This window comes from Burkholderia sp. WSM2230 (genome assembly GCF_000472445.1).
Lineage (GTDB): Bacteria > Pseudomonadota > Gammaproteobacteria > Burkholderiales > Burkholderiaceae > Paraburkholderia.
Genome location: NZ_AXAJ01000003.1, coordinates 50,792 through 75,920, shown reverse-complemented (window position 1 = coordinate 75,920; position 25,129 = coordinate 50,792). Strand labels below are relative to the sequence as shown.

At 65.0% G+C, this 25,129-nt stretch carries 21 protein-coding genes; 7 read left to right on the top strand and 14 right to left on the bottom strand.

The window, feature by feature from the left end; all coding sequences use genetic code 11:
- Positions 1-118 precede the first annotated feature (118 nt).
- The 3 genes from A3AC_RS0108785 to A3AC_RS0108770 form a co-directional block, all read right to left on the bottom strand.
- Entirely contained in the window at positions 119-1,072 is a 954-nt protein-coding gene (locus tag A3AC_RS0108785) for a patatin-like phospholipase family protein (protein ID WP_025598406.1), read from the bottom strand.
- A gap of 30 nt (positions 1,073-1,102) precedes the next feature.
- A complete protein-coding gene (bamE, locus tag A3AC_RS0108780; RefSeq protein ID WP_025598405.1) occupies positions 1,103-1,654 on the bottom strand; it encodes an outer membrane protein assembly factor BamE domain-containing protein in 552 nt (183 codons plus the stop codon).
- Between the two features lie 602 nt (positions 1,655-2,256).
- Positions 2,257-3,243, bottom strand: coding sequence for an ABC transporter substrate-binding protein (locus A3AC_RS0108770; protein ID WP_025598403.1), 987 nt, complete (start codon positions 3,241-3,243; stop codon positions 2,257-2,259).
- Positions 3,244-3,416: 173 nt separating this feature from the next.
- On the opposite strand from A3AC_RS0108770, the gene A3AC_RS0108765 reads away from it, so the two are divergent.
- The gene (locus A3AC_RS0108765) at positions 3,417-4,352 is read left to right on the top strand and encodes a LysR family transcriptional regulator (RefSeq protein ID WP_025598402.1); all 936 of its coding nucleotides are present in this window, start codon (positions 3,417-3,419) and stop codon (positions 4,350-4,352) included.
- Positions 4,353-4,452: 100 nt separating this feature from the next.
- Here A3AC_RS0108765 and A3AC_RS0108760 read toward each other — a convergent pair whose 3' ends face one another.
- The 3 genes from A3AC_RS0108760 to A3AC_RS0108750 all read right to left on the bottom strand — a co-directional run bounded on the left by A3AC_RS0108760 (position 4,453) and on the right by A3AC_RS0108750 (position 7,966).
- On the bottom strand, positions 4,453-6,054 hold the full coding sequence (locus A3AC_RS0108760; protein ID WP_025598401.1) for a rhodanese-related sulfurtransferase: 1,602 nt from the start codon (positions 6,052-6,054) through the stop codon (positions 4,453-4,455).
- Positions 6,051-6,659, bottom strand: a complete 609-nt coding sequence (locus A3AC_RS0108755; RefSeq protein WP_025598400.1) for a cysteine dioxygenase — start codon at positions 6,657-6,659, stop codon at positions 6,051-6,053. Before A3AC_RS0108755 ends, A3AC_RS0108760 begins: the two co-directional genes overlap by 4 nt.
- Positions 6,660-6,859: 200 nt before the next feature.
- Positions 6,860-7,966: an LLM class flavin-dependent oxidoreductase gene (locus A3AC_RS0108750; RefSeq protein WP_025598399.1), complete on the bottom strand. Its 1,107-nt coding sequence runs from the start codon at positions 7,964-7,966 to the stop codon at positions 6,860-6,862.
- 347 nt (positions 7,967-8,313) lie between these two features.
- Here A3AC_RS0108750 and A3AC_RS0108745 point away from each other — a divergent pair, with 347 nt between their 5' ends.
- Positions 8,314-9,309: an LLM class flavin-dependent oxidoreductase gene (locus A3AC_RS0108745; RefSeq protein ID WP_025598398.1), complete on the top strand. Its 996-nt coding sequence runs from the start codon at positions 8,314-8,316 to the stop codon at positions 9,307-9,309.
- 100 nt (positions 9,310-9,409) lie between these two features.
- On the opposite strand, the gene A3AC_RS0108740 is transcribed toward A3AC_RS0108745, so the two are convergent.
- Complete coding sequence (locus A3AC_RS0108740) at positions 9,410-10,519, bottom strand: alpha/beta fold hydrolase (RefSeq protein WP_025598397.1); 1,110 nt, start codon at positions 10,517-10,519, stop codon at positions 9,410-9,412.
- Positions 10,520-10,992: 473 nt separating this feature from the next.
- Here A3AC_RS0108740 and glgC point away from each other — a divergent pair, with 473 nt between their 5' ends.
- The 4 genes from glgC (at position 10,993) to A3AC_RS0108720 (ending at position 15,564) form a co-directional block, all read left to right on the top strand.
- Positions 10,993-12,258: a glucose-1-phosphate adenylyltransferase gene (gene glgC, locus A3AC_RS0108735; RefSeq protein WP_025598396.1), complete on the top strand. Its 1,266-nt coding sequence runs from the start codon at positions 10,993-10,995 to the stop codon at positions 12,256-12,258.
- A 70-nt stretch (positions 12,259-12,328) separates the two neighbouring features.
- Positions 12,329-13,789, top strand: a complete 1,461-nt coding sequence (gene glgA / locus A3AC_RS0108730) for a glycogen synthase GlgA (protein WP_025598395.1) — start codon at positions 12,329-12,331, stop codon at positions 13,787-13,789.
- Positions 13,790-14,006: 217 nt separating this feature from the next.
- A complete protein-coding gene (pdxY, locus tag A3AC_RS0108725; protein WP_025598394.1) occupies positions 14,007-14,873 on the top strand; it encodes a pyridoxal kinase PdxY in 867 nt (288 codons plus the stop codon).
- A 229-nt stretch (positions 14,874-15,102) separates the two neighbouring features.
- Positions 15,103-15,564, top strand: coding sequence for a hypothetical protein (locus A3AC_RS0108720; RefSeq protein WP_013339733.1), 462 nt, complete (start codon positions 15,103-15,105; stop codon positions 15,562-15,564).
- A gap of 102 nt (positions 15,565-15,666) precedes the next feature.
- Here A3AC_RS0108720 and A3AC_RS0108715 read toward each other — a convergent pair whose 3' ends face one another.
- Positions 15,667-17,595, bottom strand: coding sequence for a DUF3857 domain-containing transglutaminase family protein (locus A3AC_RS0108715; protein ID WP_025598392.1), 1,929 nt, complete (start codon positions 17,593-17,595; stop codon positions 15,667-15,669).
- Positions 17,596-17,650: 55 nt separating this feature from the next.
- Positions 17,651-18,319 (bottom strand): hypothetical protein, encoded by a 669-nt coding sequence (locus A3AC_RS0108710; RefSeq protein WP_025598391.1) that lies wholly within the window; start codon positions 18,317-18,319, stop codon positions 17,651-17,653.
- A gap of 310 nt (positions 18,320-18,629) precedes the next feature.
- Between A3AC_RS0108710 and A3AC_RS30635 the strand changes: the two genes are divergently transcribed.
- Positions 18,630-18,767 carry a hypothetical protein gene (locus A3AC_RS30635; RefSeq protein ID WP_198017978.1) on the top strand — a complete coding sequence of 46 codons (138 nt, stop codon included), beginning with the start codon at positions 18,630-18,632 and terminating at the stop codon, positions 18,765-18,767.
- A 267-nt stretch (positions 18,768-19,034) separates the two neighbouring features.
- On the opposite strand, the gene hutG is transcribed toward A3AC_RS30635, so the two are convergent.
- The 5 genes from hutG to hutU form a co-directional block, all read right to left on the bottom strand.
- Complete coding sequence (gene hutG / locus A3AC_RS0108700; RefSeq protein ID WP_025598389.1) at positions 19,035-19,847, bottom strand: N-formylglutamate deformylase; 813 nt, start codon at positions 19,845-19,847, stop codon at positions 19,035-19,037.
- 78 nt (positions 19,848-19,925) lie between these two features.
- Positions 19,926-21,323 (bottom strand): formimidoylglutamate deiminase, encoded by a 1,398-nt coding sequence (locus A3AC_RS0108695; protein WP_025598388.1) that lies wholly within the window; start codon positions 21,321-21,323, stop codon positions 19,926-19,928.
- A gap of 16 nt (positions 21,324-21,339) precedes the next feature.
- A complete protein-coding gene (gene hutI / locus A3AC_RS0108690; protein WP_025598387.1) occupies positions 21,340-22,581 on the bottom strand; it encodes an imidazolonepropionase in 1,242 nt (413 codons plus the stop codon).
- 91 nt (positions 22,582-22,672) lie between these two features.
- Positions 22,673-23,389 (bottom strand): HutD family protein, encoded by a 717-nt coding sequence (locus A3AC_RS0108685; RefSeq protein WP_025598386.1) that lies wholly within the window; start codon positions 23,387-23,389, stop codon positions 22,673-22,675.
- A 2-nt stretch (positions 23,390-23,391) separates the two neighbouring features.
- Positions 23,392-25,080, bottom strand: coding sequence for a urocanate hydratase (gene hutU / locus A3AC_RS0108680; protein ID WP_025598385.1), 1,689 nt, complete (start codon positions 25,078-25,080; stop codon positions 23,392-23,394).
- Positions 25,081-25,129: the final 49 nt, after the last annotated feature.

Here is a 25,129-nt window from a genome sequence, read left to right as displayed (position 1 = left end):
GAGCCTTGTCATGCCCGACTCTGTGGGGCACTGGCGTTGTTCACGTGAAGTGTGCCCGGGAGGCGCCGCAGCGTTTTCGCAAGTTTGAGGTCGCTTTTGCGATAGATACGGCGCGCCGCTACTCGATACCAAGCCGCGCGCGAATAGCCGGCAGCATATATTCGACCGCCGCGCGCCCTTCCTCGATGGCCGGCGCCGCGCGATGAAAATCGAAAATCCCCATGCCGCCCAGGCGCGGCTGGATCAGGATGTCCGCAGGCTCGCCCGCCAGACGGCTGCGCGTGATCCGCACCTGCATGATGTCGATGCTTTGCGCGATGGAGCTCAGCATCGAAGGCACGCGGGCGCTGGGCGCGGGCGGCACGCGCACGTCGTCGGTGACGCGCTCCTCGGCGGGCGCGAGCCAGCGCGGCCACGGCTTGCCGTTACGGCGCAGCGAAACTGGCGGCGGCGCGTTCGGATCGATCGCGGGCGTATCCACCACCGCGCCCCCGAAATCGCGTCCGTTGAGAATGTCGTTATTGAGGTCGACGGCGATCACGCAGTCCGCGCGCATGCCGCGCGCGACCGAGACGGGCACCGGATTGCTCAGGCCGCCGTCGACGAGCCACACGCCGTTGTGCCACACCGGCGTGAAAATGCCGGGAATCGCAATCGACGCACGCACCGCGTCAACCACGCTGCCGTCCTGCAGCCAGCTTTCGCGTCCCGAGTCGAGTTCGGTGGCGACCGCCGCGAACGGCATGTTGAGTTGAGCGATGGACCGGCCGTTGAATTTGTCGGCGAATAGCTGGATCACCTTGCGCCCGCCGAGCAAGCCGCCCGACAGCCGCAAGTCGAGCAGGCGCACCACCGTCTGCCACGTGAGCCGCGAGACCCACTCCTCGAGCCAGTCGAGGTCGCCGTTCGCGTAGACCGCGCCGACCAGCGCGCCGATCGATGTACCGCAGACCACGTCGGGCTTGATGCCCGCGTCGTGCAGCGCGCGAATCGCACCGATATGCGCCCAGCCGCGCGCCGCGCCGCCACCCAGTACCAGTCCGATACGGCTGTATCGACGTCGACGTATCATGATGCCCCCGTCTTTCTGTTCTCTTTGCTTCTAGCGCCCGCGCACGACGTCCGAACGCGATGTCGTGTACACCTTGTGATTCTGGTCGAAATGCACGTTGAAAATGCCTTCCTCCGTCACGCCGCCTTCGCGCCACTTCCAGCTCCACACCGTCTCTGGCTTGAGCGGAAACACCGCGACTTCGCCCGGTTTGCCGAGCAGCCGCCGCACTTCGTCCTCGCTCATGCCGATGCGTATCTTGCCGAAATTCGCCGCGGTCAACACCTGCGTGATGGATTGCAGTTTACCGTCACGGTCAATGTCGACCATGTACGTATTCAAACCTTGCGGACCACGTGGATACTCAAAGCGCTTCGAGCCGTCCGTATAGGTGCGTTCGGTTTCGGGCTTGCCCATCTGCTCGCGGATCTGCGCTTCGGTCGTCACGCCCGGCGTCATGTCCTTGAGCAGCAATGCGTCGGGCTTCACGGCGTTGAACAGGTCCTTGATTTTTTGCACGGCGCGCTCGCTTTGTTGGTCGTCGCACGCGGTGAGCGCGAGGCACGCGGCCAGCATGGCGACAATAGGCAGTTTCAGGCTCACAGCGAATTTCCTGTAGCAGTGCGGGCGCGAGTGCCCGCACCGGTCGTGTAGTGATTCCCCGCCGGGCTTTCCTCGGGGCGCGCTACAGGATAACCGCGCAATGCAAAAACCGCGAGCGCGTGCGCGGCCGGCCAGAACGTGATCATGCCCGGGCTCGCATGCGGAAAACGCGGCACGTAAAGCGTTTTTTCGACGATCAGGCTCTCTGCGCGAGATTTATTGCAAACAGCAACAGACGCAACAGAAAGCAAAAAGGCGACGCGGTGCAAAGCGTCGCCCATGCCGGGGGCATTGAAGCTGTCGTGACGGCAGGTACGGTCAGTACGCCGGAGAAGGAAGACACGAGCCCGAGGACTAAAGCCACCCTGAGCAAGAAGGCAGGCGGGACGACGCGCAGCGGTCCGGTCCCGGCGCGGCGATGAACGACCTTGGCCGTTCACCTTGCGCCATCGCCGGAAGTGGCGAACCGCTGCTTGTCTGGTCGCCCTGGTCCCCTCAGAAAGCCTTCCAAGTGAGCTTAATCTAACGGGATCGGCGGCTTTAGACGAGAGCGCGTTTACACCGAATTTGCAGAGGATTTCGCAGCGCGACGTTGCGCGCATTCAGGGCAACGGGAAGCTGCGGTCGAAACTTGTGCGCACGTCCAGATGCGTGCGAATCACGTTGGCCGCTTCGTACGTGTCGGCGGTGCGCTGCTGCGCGGCTATGACAGTATCGTCGATGGCAACCGGATGCACCTGGCCGCGCTGATAGACCGTCTTCAACACGTCGGTCGGCAAGCCCGTCACACGCGATTGCATTGCCGCGACCTCGTCCGGATGGGTGAGCGCCCAGCGCTGACCGATCGCCACGCGCCGCAGAAAGTCCGCCAGTTGCGCGCGTTTGCCGGCAATCGCGGTCTCGGTCGCGACCTGATAGCTGAGCCCTTCCGACAAACCGACGCCGTTCGCGATGATGCGGTCGTGATCGCGCGATTCGCCGAGCGCCGTGTACGGGTCCCACACCGACCACGCGTCGACGCTGCCGGAGGCGAGCGCAGCCTTGGCATCGGCGGGCGCGAGGAACACGAACGTGACGTCGCTCGCCGCGAGATTAGCCTTTTTCAGTGCCGCGAGCGCGAGGTAGTGGCCAATCGAGCCGCGCGTCGTCGCCAGGCGTTTGCCCTTCAGACTCGCGACATCCGCGAGCGGCGAATGCGGGCCGACCACAATCGCGAGATCGCGCGGGTTGGAGCGCGTGGCGGCCACCGCCCGCACGCGCGCGCCGGCGGCCAGCGCGAATATGAGCGGCGCATCTCCAAGGCCGCCCACATCCACGGCGCCCGCATTCAGCGCTTCGCCAAGCGGCTGCGCCGCCGGAAAATTGAACCATTCGATCCTGTACGGCAGGTTCTTCAACTGGCCGGAGGCTTCGAGAATGCCGCGCGTCTGCAACGACTGGTCCCCGACCCTGAGCACAGGGAGATCCGCGGCATTGGCGGGCGTGGCGCAGAACACTGCCGGAATCGCAAGCGCTGCGGCGGCAAGCGGCTTGATGAGCCCGCGCGGCAAGACGGAGAAGATCGCAAAATACGAGCGGAAAGGCATCATGGCAATGGCGTGCGAGTGAGTTTTCAGCGAAGTTCAGCGACGATAAGCGAGTGCCCTGTATAAGACAAACGCATTATTCTTCTAAGCAAATATGCGAATTTTTGTTGGCCTCCAGGCTCGCCGCAAGAGCGACGCGGGTATCATCGGGCGCACGAACCACCTCATTGCGCATCATGAAGATCGACGAAATCGACGCTTACGTCACGGTCATTCGCTGTCAGTCGCTGCAGCAGGCGGCGCTCTCGCTCGGGCTCACGCAACCGGCCATCACGCGCCGTCTGCAGAATTTCGAGGAAGCGCTCGGCGTCGAACTGCTCGACCGCAACACACGCCCGCTCAAGGCGACGGCGACCGGGCGCATCGTGTATGAACAATGCCGGGTGATCCAGCGCGAACTGGACGTGCTGCGCGAAATCGTCGCGACGGACACGCCACCCGTCGGCACGCTGCGCGTGGGCGTCGCGCAGACCATCGCCGATATTGCGCTTGGCGAAGCGCTGCGCTCGGTCAAAGGCGCCTACCCCGATTTGCAGACGCGCGTCTCCACCGGCTGGGGCAGCCAGTTGCTCGAACAGCTGGAAGACGGCGAGCTGGACGTCGCCGCGATGCTGCTGCCCGCCAACAAGACCTTCGACGACGCGCTGTCGGCGCGCTCGCTCGGCCGCATCAAACTCGTGGTGGTCGCGCGCAAGGGTCTGCTCCGAAAGCGCGCTCACACGCTCGCCGAGTGTCAGTCGATGGGTTGGGTGTTGAATCCGGACGGCTGCGGATTCCGCGACGGCCTGCAGCGCGCGCTGACGGGTCTCGGTCTCGCGCTCAAGCTGAATCTTGAAACGCTCGGCACCGAACTGCAGTTGCAGCTTGTCGCGGACGGCCACGGCCTTGGGCTCGTGCCCCTGCCGCTGCTCGCCCCAAGCGCCTATGCCGAGATGCTCGACGTGGTGTCGATCAGCGACTTCAAGCCGCTCATCGACATCTGGCTCGTGCAGCCGCGCGTGCTCGGCAAATTGCAGCAGCCGGCGGAGCGGTTCGGTGCGGCGATCGCACGGCAGTTCAAGGAGGTCAGCAGCGCGCGTTTTGAAAAGCGCGGGTTGAAGAGCGCTGCTTGAGACCCGCCGCGGGGCGTGTCAGGGACCATTCCTCGCTCTGGGGTTGGCCTTGGCGTCGCGCGTTGCACGCCCTCCAAAGGCAAACGGCCCGCAACCCGCCTCAGATCACATGAAATCCGTGCGTGCCATCGCGAGCGAGTTGAGCGACGAGCCCATACTCCCACTCCAGATAGGCGTTCATCGCCTCGCGCGCGTTGTCAGTGCCCTCATAAGGACGCCGGTAACGGTCGATGCGCGGCGACGCCATCCGCGTCTCGCCGCTTTCCACCGGCAGGCCCGCTTCGATCCACGCCGCCGTGCCGCCCGTCAGCACCTGAACCGGCTTGCCGGTCAGCGCCGCCACTTCCGGCGCGGCGAAGCGCGCGAGCAGACTGCTGCCGCACGTGAGCACATAGCGGCGCGCGTCCGGCAGCTTATGCAGCGCCGTCTGGAGCTGGCTGCGGATCACGAACCACGCGCCCGCAATGTGGCGCTTCACATACTTCGCGCTGCTCGTGAAATCGAGCACCACCGTGCCCGGCGACTGGAGCAGCGCGGCGAGTTCGGCGGGCGCGATTTCATCCGCGTCGGGCGGCTGCGGCGCAGAGCGCGCGGCGGGAGCGGCGCCTTTTTCCGCGAAGTCGGCGGCAGTCAAACCGTCCACCACGTAGACCTCGACGTTCATCTGCGCGAGCCATGAGGCGGTCATGTTCGCGCGCACGCCGTCGCTGTCCGCGAGAATCACGCGCGCGCCGCGCACCGGCGCGAACATCTCCGTTTCCTGCACGAGCTGGCCGCCGGGCGCGGACCGAAAGCCCGGCACGTGGCCCGCTTCGTATTCCTCGGGCGTGCGTACGTCGAAACGATAGACGGTGCGCACCGCTTCGTCAGCCCAGCGGCGCGCTTCGTCGCGCGACGTGCGGCCCACTTTCGCGCGATCCGCGACCGAGCGGGCGCCGTCGGCCGCGACGAGACGAAGCGCGTCGTCGATAACAGGGCTGGGCCGGCGCGAACTGCCATGCGCGAGCGGCTGCCCCGCGAGCGTCCAGCCGATGGTGCCGTTGCGCAGCGCGGCAACCGGGTTGGGCAGCCCCGCGTTGATCAGCGACTGCGCGCCGATGATGCTGCGCGTGCGTCCCGCGCAATTGACGATGATCCGCGTGGCGGGATCCGGCGCGAGCTCACGCGCGCGCAGCACGAGTTCGGCACCCGGCACGCTGATGCTGCCGGGAATGTTCATGGTCTGATACTCGTCGTAACGGCGCGCGTCGAGCACAACCACGTTTTCTTCGCGATCGAGCAGCGCCTGCACCTGCTGCGCCGGCAGCGACGGCGTATGGCGCACGCTTTCCACCAGTTCTCCAAACGCCTTGCTCGGCACATTGACGTCCTGGAACAATTCGCCGCCGGCGTTGCGCCAACCCTGCAAGCCGCCTTCGAGCAACGCGATGTCCGTGTAGCCGAGGCTTTCGAAGCGCTCGGCGGCGCGCCCGGCAAGTCCTTCACCGTCGTCGAGCACGACGATCGGCACATCGCGGCGCGGCAGGCGAACCGGCGCGTCCAGTTCGAGCCGCGATAGCGGCAGATTCGCGGCAAAAAGCGGATGACTGCGCGCGTGCGGGTCTTCCTCGCGCACATCGACGAACGCAATTTCCTCGCGTTCGAGCAGTGCGCGGCGCACGTCTGCATAAGACCGGGTACGAAAATCTTTCACGAAAGTCATGGGATCGGGGACTCCTTCGACACATTCCAGATGTTCGGCAACACGTCGTTCGAGTAGCCGGACACAAACGTTTTGCGGGCCGCACCGCCGGGATACACCGAACGGCTCACGGCGCCAATATTCCCACCGTACACGTGAATGCTGATCGACGTACGGTCACCAAATGCATTGCTCACGCGATGAATGTCGCCGATGCGCGGCGACACCGCATCCACGGCGCCTGCGGCAAGACGCTCGGGAGCGCCCTCTTCGACAACCACGCCCTGCGCCGTGACACGATAACGCTGCGCAATTTCCGCGCCACGCAACACGCCGATCAAACCCCATACAGTGTGGTCGTGCGCCGGCGTGGCCTGGCCCGGTCCCCACACGAAACTGACGATCGAAAAGCGCTGGCGCGAATCCGCATGCAGCAGGAATTGCTGGTAGCGCTCGGGGTGCGGTTGCGCGAACGCGTCGGGCAACCAGTCGTCCTGGGCAATCAGCTCGCGCAGCGCGGCGCTGCCCGCATCCAGCAGCGCCGCTTCGGGCATTTTGTCGTCGACGAGCGACGCGATCCGGCCAACGAACGCGCGCAGCCGGTCTGACCGCAGAGTATGGGTCATCGGTAACCCTGGAGAGAATAGTTCGAAAGATCGGAGCGCGCGAGGTTCGCGAATCTGGCGAACCCCGCGAATCTCGCGAATCTCGCGAATCTCGCGCATGTCATGCACTGTCAGCGCGCGCTGGCTTGCAGGTCACTGTCCAAAGCAGTGCAACATTGACATGGCTATGGAAGGTAGGAATATCTCTGATCGAGCCCCGTTCAGGCGGCCACGGTCTGGGCATCGGGAACGCTGCCCGTCTGCGCCAGGCGCGCGATGCGTTCGCGCGTCGCGGGAATCAGTTCGCGGCCATAGTCGATTGCGTCTTCGAGCGGATCGAAGCCGCGCACGAGAAACGTCGTCACGCCTAGCGCGTAGTACTCGGCGAGCGTATCGGCGACCTGTTCGGGCGTGCCGACGAGCGCTGTCGAATTGGAACGTCCGCCTGTTTCCTTCGCGATGCCGGTCCACAGGCGTTCGTCCGCGCGATCCGATTCGCCCGATGCCGCGAGCAGCCGCCGTGCGCCCTCGCTCTGCGCGGGGCCGCCCACGCCGAGTCCTTGCGCCGCGCGCAGCCGCCTCGTTTCAGCGAGGATGCGCTCGGCGCGCTGCCATGCCGCGGCTTCCGTCGCGGCGAGAATCGGCCGGAACGACACCGAGAAGCGCACGTTCCGCCCGTGTTTCGCGGCCTCGGCGCGCACGCGCGCCACCTGCTCGCGCACTTGCGCCTTCGATTCGCCCCACAGCGCGTAGACATCCGCATGACGTCCGGCAATTGCAAGCGCGGGCGCCGAAGCGCCGCCGAAATACACAGGAATATACGGCTGCTGCACGGGTTTCACTTCGGAAAAGCCCTGTTCAAAGCGATAGTAGTTGCCGTGATGATCGAACGGCCTGGCTTCGGTCCAGATGCGCCGCACGATCTGCAGATATTCGTCGGTGCGCGCGTAGCGTTCGTCGTGCGAGAGAAAGTCGCCGTCGCGGCGCTGCTCCGCGTCGTCGCCGCCCGAAATGATGTGCACCGCAAGACGGCCGCCCGAGTAGTGATCGAGCGTGGCCAGTTGCCGCGCGGCGAGCGTGGGCGCAACAAAGCCCGGACGATGCGCGAGCATGAAGTGCACTCTGCCCGTCACGCTCGCCGCGCGCGCGACGGTCAACAGCGCGTCGGGGCTCGTGGAATGATGCGGCACGAGAATGCGGTCGAAACCCGCCGCCTCATGCGCGCGAGCGAACTGCTCGACGTAGCCGATATCGATAACCGGCCCTTGCGGCGCGTGGGTTTCCGATACCTTGCGAGTCTGGATCATGCCGATGAATTCGATGGACACGCGAATGCCTCCGTGAATGGTTGCGGCCCGGCGGGGCGACGGCGCTGCAAGCTGCAAGGTGCATGCAGCGCGCTTTTCGAGGCCTTCACGGTAGCAGTGCGTCATGCGCTTGTTAAATATTGATCGGCCATATCTATATCGGATTTGCATGTAACGCGGGACGCGCCGCTGCGGCTCGCGGCTGGTTTTTCTGTTCTGCCGCAGCGGCTGACATGGACGATCATGCAACCAAACCCGCACAAACCCTTCCGCAAACGTGGACATCTCCGCGTCGCCAGCAGAAAGCCGGAAGCTTTGCGAGAATGCCGCATCGCGTGAAAGCGCCAGAAACAGCAAACGAACAGACAATGATCCCCTTCTCGGTCCTCGACCTCTCGCCTGTCATCGCGGGCGCAACGCCGGCGGATGCCTTCAGGAACACGCTCGATCTCGCGCAGCACGCGGAACGGTGGAACTACCGCCGCTTCTGGCTCGCCGAGCATCACAACATGACCGGCATTGCGAGCGCGGCCACCTCGGTCGTGATCGGCTATGTGGCGGGCGGCACGAAGACGATCCGCGTCGGTTCCGGCGGCGTCATGCTGCCGAACCACGCGCCGCTTGTAATCGCAGAACAGTTCGGCACGCTGGAGTCGCTTTATCCTGGCCGCATCGACCTGGGCCTGGGGCGCGCGCCCGGCACGGATCAAACCACGGCCCGCGCGCTGCGCCGCGATCTGCAAAACAGCGCGGACTCTTTTCCCGACGACGTCGTCGAATTGCAGCGTTATTTCGCGGACCCGGCCGCCGGTCAGCGTGTGCGCGCCGTGCCCGGCGCGGGCTTGCACGTGCCGCTCTGGCTGCTCGGCTCGTCGCTTTTCAGCGCGCAGCTCGCGGCGGCGCTCGGCTTGCCGTTTGCGTTCGCGTCGCACTTTGCGCCGGATTACATGCTGACGGCGTTGCAGGTTTATCGCGCGCAGTTCCGTCCTTCGGAAACGCTCGAGAAGCCCTACGCAATGGTCGGCGTGAATCTCTTCGCAGCCGACACTCAGGAGGAAGCGCAGCGTCTCTTCACGTCGCTTCAGCAGCAGTTCATCAACCTGCGGCGCGGCACGCCGGGGCAATTGCAGCCGCCGGTGGAGCGGCTTTCGGCATCGGAAATGGAACTGAATTCGGTTGCCCATTCGCTCGCGTGCAGCGCGATTGGCGATCGCGATGCGGTGCGCGAAAGTCTGAAGTCCATCATCGAGCAAACCAACGCGGACGAATTGATGCTCACCGCGCAGATTTACGATCATAAGGCGCGGCTGCGCTCGTTCGAAATCGGCGCGGAAATTCGCGAGGAACTGGCCGGCGCGAAGTAAAGCGCCGGCACGAAGTGAAGAAAAAGGCGGCGCCTGTCAGGCGCCGCCTTTTTTCGTGCATCGGTTCGGGACTGCCCGAGCCTTTTCGCGTTTCGCGAATTCAGCGAGTGCCCTGCACCGCCGCCATTCCGTCGAGCAGCGCCTTATGGAATGCATCGGGGTCCTGCATCTGCGGTGCATGACCGAGATTGGCGAATTCAACCAGCGTCGCATGCGGGATCGCCTGGGCCGCGGCCTTGCCGAGCTCCGGATAGTGGCCGATCTTCGCGCGCACCTCGGGCGACGCTGCGTCCTTGCCGATCGCTGTGGTGTCCTTCTGACCGATCAGCAGCAGCGTGGGCATGCTCAGCTGGCCGAACTCGTAGACGACCGGCTGCGTGTAGATCATGTCGTAGAGCAGCGCCGAATTCCACGCGACGATCTGCTTGCCCGGCCCACGGTACATGCCCGCGAGCATCTGCACCCACGGTTCGTAATCCGGGCGCCACTGGCCGGCGTAATAGGTGGACTGCTCATAGCGGCGAATGCCGTCGGCGCTGGTCTTCAACTCGCGCTGATACCAGTCGTCCACGGATAGCGACGGCACGCCCTTTGCCTTCCAGTCCTCGAGCCCGATCGGATTGACGAGCACCAGTTGCTGCGTCTCGCGCGGATACATCAGCGCATAACGCACGGCGAGCATGCCGCCGGTCGAATGGCCGATGATTGTCGCGTCCTTCACGCCGAGCGACTCCAGCAGCGCATGGGTATTGCGCGCCAGCTGCTGAAAACTGTACTGATAGCGCTCGGGCTTGCTCGACTTGCAAAAGCCGATCTGGTCGGGCGCGATCACGCGATAGCCCGCTTCGCTCAAGCGACGAATGGTCCCCTCCCATGTCGCCGCACAAAAATTCTTGCCGTGCAGAAGCACCGCCGTGCGGCCGTTCGCGTGCGCCGGTTTGACGTCCATGTAGGCCATGTGCAGCGCCACGCCTTGCGAGGTGAACTCGTATTGCCCGACTGGCGCGGGATAGGTGAAGCCCTGCAATTCCGGACCGTAGGCCGCGCCGGACACCGCGCTAGCCGAAGCGGCCGACGATGCAACCGGCAAGTCCGTTTGCGGCGCGCCCAGGGAAGCGGCGGACGCGCTATGAACCGCGAACGGCGAGGTGCAGAACGCGGCCGCGCTCAATGCGGCAAGCGATGAAAGACGGCGAAAGCTGATCGGCATGGTATGCAAAAAGAGCAGAGAAAGAAGGCGGATGGCAACTGCAAGCAATGCCTTGAAAGCCCGCTGCAAGCGAGGCGCCGGCATGCCGCCCGGTCGCGGACGATTCTACGATTCCCAGCGCGACCGCGCAGCGGCGCGCGCAATCCCGCCCACCCGCGCGGCGCGGCCCGCCCGGTCACGCAGCCGGTGGCACGCATATTGCGCGCCCAAGCACACGCGCTATGTGTCGTGGCGCACGGAGCGCGGCCGCGCGCGGGCCGATCGTACGCAGTTGAGCGCAGCATCAGCAAAGGGCGGCCAGCGCACGAGAAACGTCGCCCGCGCGAGCCGATTCAGTGCTAGAACTACGGGACGGACTCGCCAGCGCAGCGGCCCGGCAACGCGACTCAATGCAGAAGCGGTCGACCAGCACCATCGGGGAAGCAAATCAGCACCCATTGCAGGGCACCACGATAAAACCGAAGGAGACAAACATGGATACTCCGGCACGGCTGAACGATCTGCAACGCACCACCCTCGCCATCGTGCTTGCTGGCGGACGCGGCACCAGGCTCGGCCCGCTCACCAACAAGCGTGTCAAACCGGCCGTCCATTTCGGCGGCAAATTCCGCATCATCGATTTCGCGCTGTCCAATTGCCTGAACTCGGGCATCCGCCGCATCGCCGTCGTCACGCAGTACAAGGCGCATTCGTTATTGCGTCATCTGCAGCGCGGCTGGGGTTTCCTGCGCGGCGAGTTCGGCGAATTCATCGACCTCTGGCCGGCGCAACAGCGCGTGGAAGGCGCGCACTGGTACCGCGGCACCGCCGACGCGGTGTTCCAGAACCTCGACATCATCCGTTCGATCCGGCCAAAGTATGTGGTCGTGCTGGCGGGCGACCACATCTACAAGATGGACTACACGCGCATGATCGCGGATCACGCGGAGAGCGGCGCCGATTGCACGGTCGGCTGCATCGAGGTGCCGCGCATGGACGCGGTCGCCTTTGGTGTAATGGCCGTCGACGAAAACCGCCGCGTCACCGGCTTCGTCGAAAAACCGGCCGACCCTCCGTCCATTCCGGGCCGCCCGGACACCGCGCTCGCGAGCATGGGCATCTACGTGTTCAACGCCGACTATCTGTATGCGCTGCTCGAGGAGAACATCTCCAGCGTGGATACCGATCACGACTTCGGCAAGGACATCCTGCCGCGCGTCGTCACGCAAGGTACCGCGATCGCGCATCCGTTCAGCATGTCGTGCGTGTCGTCGGACCCGAACGTCGAGCCGTACTGGCGCGACGTCGGCACCATCGACGCCTATTGGGCCGCCAATCTCGACCTCGCTTCCACGATTCCGACGCTCGACCTCTACGACCGCAGCTGGCCGATCTGGACTTACCAGGAACAACTGCCGCCCGCCAAGTTCGTGCGCGATCTGAAGGGGCTGCAAGGCTCGGGCAACAATCTGATCGTGTGCGGCGGCTGTGTGATCTCCGGCTCGCAGATCTCGCGCTCGGTGTTGTCGTCGAACGTCAAGGTGAGTTCGTTCTGTAACATCAATGAGGCAGTCTTGTTGCCGCAGGTCACCGTCGGCGCGAGCTGCCGCCTGCAGAAAGTGGTCGTGGACCGGGGCTGCTCGATTCCCGACGGAACCGTGATCGGCGAAGATCCGGTGCGCGACGCCGAGCGTTTCTATCGTACCGACGACGGCGTCGTGCTGGTCACGCCCGAGTCGCTGCAACAGGATGTGAAGTAACTACGCGCTCGCGCCTTGCGAGCTTCCACCGTCGACCGTCGACAGCATTCAAAGGAACGAGACCGAGCCTATGACGATTCGCGCCCTGCACGTCGCCAGCGAGCTGTATCCCCTCCTGAAAACAGGCGGTCTCGCCGACGTCGCGGGCGCGCTGCCGGCCGCGCTGGTCGAGCGCGGCGCCGACGTCCGCGTGCTGCTGCCCGGTTTTCCGGCGGTGGCCGCCGGCCTGCGCGACGTGCGTCCGGTCGCGCAACTCGGCCGCCGTTTCGATGCGCCAGGCGTCACGCTGGAACAGGGCACGCTGCCGTCGAACGGGCTTATCGTCTACATGATTCGCGCGGCCACGCTGTATGACCGGCCCGGCAATCCCTACCTGAACGACGAACTCGTGCCCTACGGCGACAACGCGCAGCGTTTCGCGCTGCTCGGCTGGGTCGCCGCGCAACTCGCGCAGCAGCTCGATCCGGCGTGGTCGCCGCAAATCGTCCACGCGCACGACTGGCATGCCGGGCTCGCGGCCGCCTATCTGAAAGCGGCCGAGCGGCAGCATGGCCGCGCGCCCGCGCGCAGTGTCTTTACCGTGCACAACCTCGCGTACCAGGGCGTGTTTCCGGCGCATCAGTTCGGCCAGCTGGGTTTGCCGGACGACTTCTTCGCCATGCAGGGCGTCGAATTCTACGGACAACTGTCGTTTCTGAAGGCTGGGCTCTATTACAGCGATCGCATTACGACCGTCAGCCCGACGTACGCGCGCGAAATCCAGACGCTCGCGCAAGGCGGCGGGCTTGACGGTCTTTTGCGCAGCCGCGCGCACGACCTGAGCGGCATTCTGAACGGCGTCGACTACACGGTGTGGAACCCGGCCAGCGACGCGCTCCTCGAGCAGCGCTATACCGCGACGAGGCTCGCCGGCAAGCTCGCCTGCAAGGAGGCGTTGCAAAAACGCTTCGGTCTCGCGCAGAAAAGCGATGCGCTGCTTTTCGGCGTAGTGAGCCGCCTCACCGAGCAGAAGGGCCTCGATCTGCTGCTCGAAACCGTGCCGGAGATCGTCAAGCGCGGCGGTCAACTGGTGGTGTTCGGCACCGGCGACCCCGCGCTCGAAAACGGCCTGAAGCGGGCCGCGCAGACGCATCCGGAGTCGGTCGCGGTGGAACTGGGCTTCGACGAAAAGCTCGCGCATACGATCATTGCGGGCAGCGACGTGATTGCCGTGCCGTCGCGCTTCGAGCCGTGCGGCCTCACGCAGCTGTACGCGCTTGCCTACGGTTCGCTGCCGCTCGTGCATTGCGTGGGCGGTCTTGCGGACACGGTGGTGGACGCCTCGCTTGAAAATCTCGCGGAGGATCTCGCCACCGGCTTCGTCTTCGAGGGCTTCACGCCGCGCGGCCTGACGGCCGCCATTCGCCGCGCGTTTGCGCTGCATGGCCGGCGCACCGAATGGAAAGCGGCGCAGCGGCGCGCGATGCGCCAGGACTTCGGCTGGGGCGCGTCGGCGGACCGCTATCTGGCGCTCTATCGCGAGCTGGCCTGATCCCTTCCCGGTGATGGTTCGGCGCAACAGCGCGGGGACGGATCAACTGCCTTGCGGCAAACTCATGTATTGTTTCCTCACGATGCAGACCGTGCATTGTTCTTGCATCGTGTGAAGCAGACTCGCGCGCGAGGTATCCAGCTTATGCCTGTGCACCGTCGCCGCGCATCCCTCCCGTTTTCAGTGATCGCGCACGTCCGTCTGCGCGAGCCATACCATGACAAAGAACGTTTTGAGCATTCAGTCACATGTCGTTTTCGGGCACGCGGGCAATAGCGCGGCCGTGTTCCCGATGCGTCGGCTTGGCGTGAACGTGTGGCCGCTCAACACTGTGCAGTTCTCGAATCACACGCAGTACGGCCACTGGACCGGCACCGCGATCAACGCGAGGCAGATGGAGGAACTCGCCGAGGGCATCGGCGCAATCGGCATGCTGCCGCGCTGCGACGCGGTGCTGTCGGGCTACCTCGGCACGCCCGAGCAGGCGCAGTCGGTACTCGAAATCGTCAAGGCCGTGAAGGCCGCGAACCCGCGCGCCTGGTACTTCTGCGACCCGGTAATGGGCGCTACGAGCGGCCGCAAGGTCGAGCCGGGCATCCAGGAGTTTCTCGTCAACACCATGCCGGAAATGGCCGACGCGATGGCGCCGAACCACACCGAGTTGCAGCGGCTCGTCGGCCGCGACATCGAAACGCTGGAGGAAGCCGTTACCGCCTGCCGCGAAATCATCGCGCGCGGACCGAAGCTCGTGCTGGTCAAACATCTGCTCGATCGTAACAGTCCCGCGGATCGCTTCAACATGCTGGTCGTTACCGAGCGCGAGGCGTGGATGGGCCAGCGCCCGCTCTATCCGTTCGCGCGCCAGCCGGTCGGCGTGGGCGATCTGACGAGCGCCGTGTTCGTCGCGCGCACGCTGCTCGGCGATACGATTCGCGCCGCCTTCGAACATACGCTCGCCGCCGTCAACGCGGTCGTCAAGACGACGTGGCAAGCCGGGCGCTACGAGCTGGAGCTGGTCGCCGCGCAAAACGAAATCGCGCAACCGCGCGAATGGTTCGACGCGTGGGTGGCGGAGACTGCGTAGCCGGTCCGTCTCTGTGGCCTTTAGGCGCGTCATCGGCGCGCTTGTGGTCCCTCGCCGGCCGTCGTCGGCCCTCGTCGGCCCTCGTCCCCGCGGCCGGCAGCGCTGCCGTCGTCACGCAGTATGGAACCTTGCGCGCCGGGCGGCCGTCCTATAATGCGTGCCGCGCGCAAGGCAACCGCCTCGCGCGGCCACTTTCTCAGGCATCCGGCATTCAGCAGACGAGGCATCGATGGACGGTTATATCCGCAGCGAGCGGGAAGAGTATTTTGAGCAGTTGTGCATGAGCGTCGACGCCGACGAGGTGCACGAACAGGAAGCCATCGAGTTCTTCGAGAACCAGTTCGACCAGCCCGATTTCGACCCCGCGCAGTGGCTCGATATCGCGCTCTACTACTCTCCCGCGGTGGCACGCGGCATCATCGACATGGTGACGCCCGACGACAAGGCGCGCAGCAACATCGCCGAAGTAATCGCGGACAACCTCGACATTTCGTATGGCGAGGACGAGTGCCAGCAATTTGCAGAGACCATAGAGTTCGCGCTGAACAACGGCGTGCCGGTGGACCTCGACCTCGTGCTCGACGGCTGCCAGCGCGCAATCGACGATCTCGACACCTGGGCCGACGAGGAAACCAAAGCGCCGCTGCTGCGTCTGCGCGAAGAAGTGCTGCGCCAGCAAGGCGAGCGGTAGCATTCGCTGCTACTACTGGCTCGTTAGCGCGGCGCGCGGTGCCGGTGGGCGGCGCGTCGTGCGGTATTGCTCTCTCCCGTCTCCTGACGCCGCGCTCAGCGGCTAGCTCGCACTTGCACCCGCACGCAGCCTTGCGGCCTTGACGACGATTTGCGCGTCGAGGTCGCGCTCGATCCGCACGAGGTCGTCGTGCATCGCGGCGAACTCCTGTGCGGAGCACATCTGGTGTCCGAAGGCGGCGCGAAGCTGGCGCCTGATCTGCAGTACACGCGCCGCCGGATCGAAAACATAGCGCGACGAGAACGTCATGTAGCGGTTCTGCACGTCGGTATCGGCGGGCATGTCCGTTAGCTTCGCAAAGCGCGGCAGTGTGATTTCCAGCGTCTCGTCGAACTGGCCGCCGATGCATGCCCACGGCTGCGTGCGCACGGGCTCGGCAAGCCATGCCTGCACCTGCGAGCCCATGCCGCCGGAGAAGCTCGTCAGCGTCGGCACGGCGGTGGTGCCGTCCGTCCAGACGAAATGCTCGAGCCTGCCCTGCATCGATGTCGCGAACGGCCCGTCGGTCGCGGCCACGTCGCCCGTCTGCAATTGCGCGCTGCCATGCAGGCCCGTTTGCAACAGACGATTGCCGGCGATCTGCTGCGTGCGCTGGCGCGATGCGCGTCGAAAGATATTGCGCTCGATCTCGGCAGTGAAGCCCGCGTCTTCCACCCGATACGCGTAATCCGCCGTGCCGTTTTCATCGACGTCGATCTGCACGCGGGCCGTGCGCTCGCGTTCCTGCGTGGCGGGCGTGCGCGACAGCACGCCCGCGCCGACCAGCAGCACCGGCCGGTCCATGACAGCCGCCGGCAGATAGCCGAAGCCGACGCCGCCCGCGGTCGTGTCCGCGTACAGCGACAGTTCAGGAATCCAGACAATTGCGTGATTGATTGCGCTCGCGCCATAGCCGGGCACTTCCGGCAAGCTGTAGTACGGCCCGAGATTGAGCAGCACGGCCTCGCTGCGAATGCCGACGGCGGCGAGCAACGCGCCGTACAGCGCGACGTGGTCCTTGCAGTCGCCATAACGATTGCGCAGGATGTCGGCGGCCTTGTGTGGAATCGCCGCGGTCTCGCCGAGGAAAAGCGCCACGTAGCGGATGTTCATCCGCATCCAGTCATACAGGATCCGCGCCTTCTCGCGCGGATCGGCGGCTCGCGCGGTGAGCGACTGCGCGAGCCGCACGATGGCCGGGTCGTCGAAGGTGGCGTCGGTCGCGGGCCCGCGGTAGCGTGCGGCGAAGCTCGCGAAGTCGGGCACCGTCGAGATCATCAGACGATCGCCCCAGTTCGCGTAGCCGACCGCGCCCGCTTCGAGCCGCGCATACGGCCCATGCCGGTAGCGGAATTCATAACGTGTGCGGCCGTTCGCGGTGACCGGCGGCTGTGCCGTATAGCCACGCGCGTCGGCATAAAGCGGCACGTCGGCGGGAAGATCGAAAATCAGGCGCTGATCTTCCACAGGCTCGCGGGTGGGCTCCACGAGGTACGCGAAGGTGCCTGCCTGCAAGGGCTTTGCGCGGGTTTTGCGAAACGCCAGATGCACGCGCGAGCCCGGCTCTACGCCCGGAAAAATCACCGTGCGCAACACGCCGTCCTGAAAGCTCGGCGCGCCCGCCGAGCGCGGCTCCTGAATGTCGCGGATCGCCTCCGGACCGACTGCGTGCGTCGCGCCATCCGGGTCGATAGTTTCGGCGGCGAGCAGTTGCACGTGCTCGATATCCTTGTTGAACCACACATAACGTTGCGCGATGTCGTCGACGCCGCTCGTGGTGTTCGCGCGCAACACGCTGTCGTCGTGTTCTTCGATGGAACCGTCTTTCTGGATCGTGAAGAGATGAATGTCGCTCTCCGTCGTGTACGGCGCGCGGTCGTCGGCGGATGGAACGGAGGCCGCGCCCGGCATAGGCGCGGCAAAAGCGGCCGACGCTGCCGCCCACAATGCGAGCGCGGCGGCCATGCGCACGCAGTTCATGCGACAGGTCATGAGCACTCTTTGCCGCGTCGCGCCCACGTGAGGCTGCTGTATAGCGGAACGCGCATCAGTCGCCCTCGCTCAGTTGCCCAAGCAAAGCCTGCAAGCTCTCCACATGCCGCAGCAGCAAATGACGATGCTTTTCGATCTGTTCGAGCCGCCCGGCAAGATCGGCCTGAACCGGATCGTCGAGATCGGCAGCGGCGGCGATCACATCTTCCACTCTCGATCGCAACGACGTCAGTTCGACCGGCGCATGCGCGAGATGCCGCTCAAAGCGCCGCACTTCCTGCACCGCAAGCTCGCGGACCTTGCGAAAATACGCCTGACGCCGATGCGCTTCGGCGTCCAGCGTTTCATCCTCAATGCGTTTAGCCGGCGAGGTCTGGCCGAAAATCGGCTCCGGCGGCCGCAGCACGGTCTTTTTTCGCACCGGGTGCGCGGTGCCGCGAAAGCGCGCGAGCGGCTCCTCGTTGTCGATTGCGGCGCGCGCGTTGGCGGGAATCTCGTCTTCGGTATGCGGCGTGTTCATCCAGCCGTTCGGCAAGCCGGTCACCGCTTCTATGCCGCGCACGAACTCCTCGCTGAACTCGCGCTGGCCGGACAACATCAACTTCAGGTAGCTCGCGGAAAACGTCATCATGCGTGCGAGGCGAGTCGCCGCGCCAACCTCGCGCGTGAGCAGCACGAGATTCGCGCGCCAGACCGGGAGCAGCAATTCGTCGGAATCTTCCATCGCTGGGTCTTCCATCTTTTGCCCGATGTAAGGACGACGCCCTGCGAGCGTCATCGTTTTGAAAGGGTAGCCGGTGCATGGCCCCGCTTGCAAGCGTCGCGCCACGCGTCATGCGGACTCGCTGCCCGGAATTTGCATGCGTTGCTCAACGTCAATCCAGACGGCAGTTTTACGCAGTTCGCCCTGAGAATTGACACTGACGTCGTGGCGGCGTTCCTCCACAGCGCGCATCCGTGTGGCATGCTTGTGTACCGTGCGGCATACGTCGTGCCGCACCGCGAATTCCACAACACTGATTAAGGGTTTTGTAATGAAGAAGATCGTCCTGGCCATTGCCGCAGCCGCCGCCGCTTTCGGTGCAATCGCTCCCGCACAGGCCGCTCACCACCATCACCCGGTGTGCAAGAAGGTGCGTGTTCATCACCACTGGGAACGCCACTGCCGTTGATTGCTACCTTCGCATCGAGGGTAACGGCAGCAGACGCTTACGCCAAGCGTCGCATGCATAAAAAAGCCTCGCTCCTGGCGAGGCTTTTTGTTTGGCGAACGGCCGCGAGTTGGGCCGCCCGGGATGGAGTCGTGGAATGCGGCTGCACGGATTCAGCCGTACTCAATCGGGCCGTGCGAGTCGGGTCCTTCGGATTGGCTCATCCGCCATGCGCATGCCATGCCGCTGCGCTGCGGCCTATCGTGCGCGATGCGTCAGGCGCCGCAATCAGGCCGCCTTGACGCGCTCCAACGCCGTGGCGACGAGTTGCTCGAGCAAAGGCTCGATCTTCGCGGCGAGCGCTTCGTCGTATGCATACGGCAACTGTTCCTGCATATAGGTGATCTGGGACAACTCCAGTTGCACCGCATGCACGCCTTGCGAAGGCTGACCATAGTGCCGCGTGATGTAGCCGCCCTTGAAGCGGCCATTGGCGACAGCCGAATAGGCGCCGTGCCGCTCGACCAGCGCCGCCAGTTCCTCGGCCAAACCCGCCACCGCGCTCGCGCCATTCGACGTGCCGAAGTTGAAGTCAGGCAAGCGCCCTTCGAAAAAGCGCGGTACGTGCGAGCGGATCGAATGCGCCTCCCAGAGCAGCACCTTGCCGTGGCGGGCTTTGAGGGCGGCAAGCTCGCTCGCGAGCGCGGCGTGATAAGGCATCCAGTATGCGTCGCGGCGGCGGGCCACCTCCGCTTCGTCCGGCAGATGACCTTCGCGGTACAAGGGCTCCTTGTCGAACGTATCGACGGGCAGCAGGCCCGTGGTGTCCTGCCCCGGATACAGGTTCGCGCCGTCGGGCGGCCGGTTCAGGTCGATCACGTAGCGCGCATAGCTGGGCGCGAGAATCGACGCGCCCATCCGCTTCGCGAATGCATAGAGCCGGTCCAGGTGCCAGTCGCAATCGTCGGTGCGTTGCGCAACCGGTGTCATCGTCGCGGCAATATCCGGGGGAATCTGGGTGCCCAGATGCGGGATCGAGATCAGGAGCGGCAGGCTTCCGTTATGCAACGTAAAAACCGGCGGAGTATTCGGAGCAGTCATGTCAGTCCTGGAGCGAAAGAACGTTGCGGCAGCGCGGGCATGCCATACATGCAAAGCATGCACCGCGTGGGCTTCATGTCATTTGAGCAGTTCGGCGAGCGCTATGCGATAACGCGCGTAAGCGCCCTCTTCGTCGCGATGCCGGCGATTATCGACCACCTTGTCGCCGCCCGCATACACATCGCGGATCGGCGTCTCGCCATGCTCGCAGAATACCAGGCCCGAGAGCCACGCATGCGGCGCATGCTCGGCTACGCTTGGGTGATCCGGGTCGAGCACGAGCCAATCCGCGCGATGGCCGGCTTGCAATGCGCCCGTCGCGCGGCCCGTCGCGCGGGCGCCGCCCTCGAGCGCCGCGTCGAACAGACGGTCGGCCACATAAGGCGACTGCGCGGACGACAGCACGTTGCGCTGCCGGCGGATGAGACGCTGCCCGTATTCGAGCAGACGCAACTCGGCGCGCCAGTCGACGCCGATATGGCTATCGGAGCCGACGCCGATGCGCCCTTGCGCGTCGAGATAGTCGTGTGCGGGGAAAATGCCGTCGCCGAGGTTCGCCTCCGTGGTCAGGCACAGGCCCGCGACCGCGCCGCTCTTTGCGAGCGCGAGCGTCTCGCTGGCATCCACATGGGTGGCGTGCACGAGACACCACCTGCTGTCGACATCGAAACGATCGAGCAGCCATTGCACCGGACGCGCGCCTTCGGCTTCCAGACACGCGTCCACTTCAGCGGTCTGTTCGGCGATATGGATATGAACCGGCGCTGTGCCCTCCAGTCCCTCCAACAGCGCGCGCAGCGACTGTTCCGAAACCGCTCGCAACGAATGCGGCGCCACGCCATAGCGCAACGCCGCGCTTTCGGGCCGTGCCGCGCGCAACGTGGCGAGCAGTTCGAGCAGGCTATCGGGCGTATTGATGAAGCGGCGCTGATCCTCGCGCGGCGCACGGGCGCCAAAACCGCTGTACTGATACAGCACCGGCAGCATCGTCATACCGATTCCGGCCGCCGACGCCGCGTCCACCACCCGTTGCGCGAGTTCGGCCTGGTTCGCGTAGCGCTTGCCATCGGGCGCGTGATGCACGTAATGGAATTCGCACACGGACGTATAGCCCGCTTTCAGCATTTCGATGTAGAGCCATTGCGCGACGCTCGCCAATCCGTCGGGCGTGATGCGTGCGGCAAAGCGATACATCAGGTCGCGCCAGCTCCAGAAGTTGTCCGTGGCGCCCGCGCCGGAGGCCGCGCGATATTCGGTGAGACCCGCCATCGCGCGCTGGAACGCATGCGAGTGAAGATTCGGCATGCCGGGCAATATTGGACCTGCGGCTGTCGGCGCATCTGCGGGGGCTTCGCGCATATCGGGCGTGACCGCCGTGAGCGTGCCGCTAGCGTCCCATTCCAGCAGCACATTGCGGCGCCAGCCATCCGGCAGATACGCGTTTTCGGCAAATAGCGACTGTTTTCGTTGTGTCATCTCTCAGGTCCTGGCTTCAGTTTGCGCCGCGTATCAACGAACCATATTGCGGGCGATAAACGGTCTCGCCCGCGCGCACCACGCGCGCGCACAACGGACGCCCCATCCAGTATGCAAGTTCCGCGAGCGAATCGACCGACCACACCGCGAAGTCGGCGACACGCCCCACTTCGAGCGAACCGTGGCGGTCGGCCTTGCCGAGCGCGCGCGCCGCGTGCGACGTCACGCCCTTCAGCACTTCCGGCACAGTCATGCGAAACAGCGTGGTCGCCATGTTCATCATCAGCAGAAGCGAGGTGGCGGGCGATGTGCCTGGATTGCTGTCGGTCGAAATGGCGATCGGCACCTCGTAACGCCGCAGCAATTCCAGCGGCGGCAGTTGCGTCTCGCGAATGAAGTAGTACGCGCCGGGCAGCAGCACGGCCACCGTGCCGGCTTCTTTCATTGCGGCGACGCCTGCTTCGTCGAGAAACTCCAGGTGGTCCGCGGACAGCGCGCGATATCGCGCGGCAAGCGCCGTGCCGCCGCCGTTCGACAACTGCTCCGCGTGCATTTTGACGGGCAGCTTGTAGCGCGAGGCCGCATTGAACACGCGCTCGCTTTGCTCGAGAGAAAAGCCGATGCGCTCGCAGAATACGTCCACAGCGTCGACGAGGCCTTCGTCCGCGAGCGCGGGCAGCATCGTGTTGCAGACTTCGTCGATATACGCGTCGGCGCGGCCCGCGAATTCCGGCGGCAACGCGTGCGCGCCGAGAAACGTCGTATATACCGTCACCGGATAGCGCTCGCCCAGCCGGCGCGCGACGCGCAGCATCTTGCGCTCGCTGGCGAGATCGAGTCCGTAACCCGATTTGATTTCGACCGCGCTCACGCCTTCGGCAAGCAGCGGTTCCAGCCGCGCGGCCGCCTGGCTGAACAACGCTTCTTCGGTGGCGGCACGAGTCGCGCGCACCGTCGACACGATGCCGCCGCCCTGGCGCGCGATCTCTTCATAGCTGACGCCCGCAAGGCGCTGCGCAAATTCGTCGGCGCGCTGCCCGCCGTACACCAGATGCGTATGACAATCGACGAGCCCCGGCGTCACCCACGCGCCGTGCAAGTCTTCGCGTGGCCAGGCGGCGAAGCGAGCGGGCAGATCAGTAGCCGCGCCGAGCCATGCAATCTTGCCGTCTTCCACCGCAATGGCGGCGTCGTGCAGCGTGTGATCGGGATCGCCCTCGGGGCACAGATTCAATTGATGCCAGACGGTTTGCTTCATCGCATGCTCTTTGCAGCTTCTCGCTGCCTGTTGCGTACTGTGGAGATTCACGCGCATGCGCCGCGGGGGCAGACGTGCGCGCGAACCGTCGTCATGGTTGGGTGTAGCGGATGCTGGTTGCGAGTAACGCGCCCGCGCCTTGCATCGTGCATGACAGGGCGTTTGGCGCGTCGATGCGCAACGTGTCGCCCGGTTGCAGGCGGTGCGCTTGCGTGTCCGCATGTGCGCGGGGGTCTGCGTGCGCTTCTGCGTCCGCGGTTGCGTCGCCCAATGCGATGCTCAGCGCCCCGCTCGCGCAGTACAGCAGCGCGACGTCGGCGGATAATGTGCGTCGAGCTTGCGTTTGCTGTTCAAGGCTGCGCCACACGTCGAGCTCGCCTTCTGCCAGGCCGCGACGCACCATCAGATTGAAATCGCGCGTCGCACCGTCGACAAGCCGTGCGTCGATGCGCGCCTCGCCCGCAAAACGCGCGATGTCGAGCGGTTGCGTCAATGCATGGGTCGTCACGACATCGTCGTCTTCTGCTTCATCGAGCAGCATGCCCGCGCCGGACAGCAGCACCAGCGTGCGATCGATTCCGGCGAAGCGCGAGAACGGCCCGGCTTGCACAACATCCGCCACGCTCACGCGCCATACGAACGTATCGAGCCCCGCGTCTGCCGGATGCGCGGCGACTTCGCGCGTGACGCCGCCGCCGTTCTTCCACGGCGACGCCACGAGCTCCGCAGCGCGGATCAATGTGACGGCGCTCATGCAAGCGTTCACCCGAGCGTTCGCATCGGCCGCCTGGCTGCCCGCAAGCGTCATGCTCAACGGCCCAGCATCGGCAGCTTGAGGCCGGCCTCGCGCGCCGTCTGCTGCGCGAGTTCGTAACCTGCATCCGCGTGACGCATCACGCCGGTTGCCGGGTCGTTGAACAGCACGCGGCCAAGGCGCTCCTTCGCGGCATCTGTGCCGTCCGCGACGATCACAACGCCCGCATGCTGGCTAAAGCCCATGCCGACGCCGCCGCCGTGATGCAGCGACACCCACGACGCCCCGCCCGCGGTATTCAGCAGCGCGTTGAGCAGCGGCCAGTCGCTGACGGCGTCCGAGCCGTCCTTCATCGATTCGGTTTCGCGGTTCGGGCTCGCCACCGAACCCGTGTCGAGGTGATCGCGGCCAATCACGATCGGCGCCTTCAGTTCGCCGTTCTTCACCATTTCGTTGAAGGCGTGGCCGAGGCGGTAGCGATCCTTCACGCCGACCCAGCAGATGCGCGCCGGCAAGCCCTGGAACGCGATGCGCTCGCGCGCCATGTCGAGCCAGTTATGCAGATGCGGATCGTCCGGAATCAGTTCCTTGACCTTCGCGTCCGTCTTGTAGATGTCCTCAGGATCGCCCGACAGCGCCACCCAGCGGAACGGCCCCTTGCCTTCGCAGAACAACGGGCGGATATACGCCGGCACGAAGCCCGGGAAATCGAACGCGTTTTCCACGCCCATTTCCAGCGCCATCTGACGAATGTTGTTGCCGTAATCGAGCGTGGCCGCGCCGCGCTGCTGCAGCGTCAACATGGCCTGGACCTGCTTCGCCATGGATTGCTTGGCAGGAGTGACGATCGACTCGGGCGCGGTCTTCTGGCGCTCGCGCCAGTCTTCGAGCTTCCAGCCTTGCGGCAGGTAGCCGTGGATCGGATCGTGCGCGCTCGTCTGATCGGTCACGCAGTCCGGCGTGATGCCGCGCGCCACGCACTCGGCAAACACGTCCGCAGCATTGCCGAGCAGGCCGATCGACACCGGCTTGCCCGCCTGCTTCGCTTCGTCGAGCATCGCGAGGGCTTCGTCGAGCGTCTGCGCCTTTTTATCGACGTAGCGGGTCTTCAGACGGAAGTCGATGCGCGTCTCGTCGCATTCCACCGCGATCATCGAAAAGCCGGCCATCGTGGCCGCAAGCGGCTGCGCGCCGCCCATGCCGCCGAGACCGCCGGTCAGGATCCAGCGGCCCTTCGGGTCGCCGTTGAAATGCTGGTTGGCCACCGAGAAGAAGGTTTCGTACGTACCCTGCACGATCCCTTGACTGCCGATGTAGATCCAGCTGCCCGCCGTCATCTGCCCGTACATCATCAGGCCCTTGCGGTCGAGTTCGTGGAAATGCTCCCACGTCGCCCAATGCGGAACGAGGTTCGAATTTGCGAGCAGCACGCGCGGCGCGTCGGCATGGGTGCGGAACACGCCGACCGGCTTGCCCGACTGGATCAGCAGCGTTTCGTCTTCGTTCAGGTCTTTCAGCGACGAGAGAATCTGGTCGAAGCAATCCCAGTTGCGCGCTGCGCGGCCAATGCCGCCGTAGACCACCAGCGCGTGCGGATGCTCGGCTACTTCGGGGTCCAGATTATTCTGGATCATCCGGTACGCGGCTTCCGCGATCCATGTCTTGCAGGTCTTTTGTGCGCCGCGCGGCGCGCGAATCGTGCGAGTAGGATCGAGACGCGGGTCGATATGCTTCGGGTTGTTCATGGTGGCCCTCGGAATGCCTGAGATGATCGGAATAAGTCGAAGATGGACG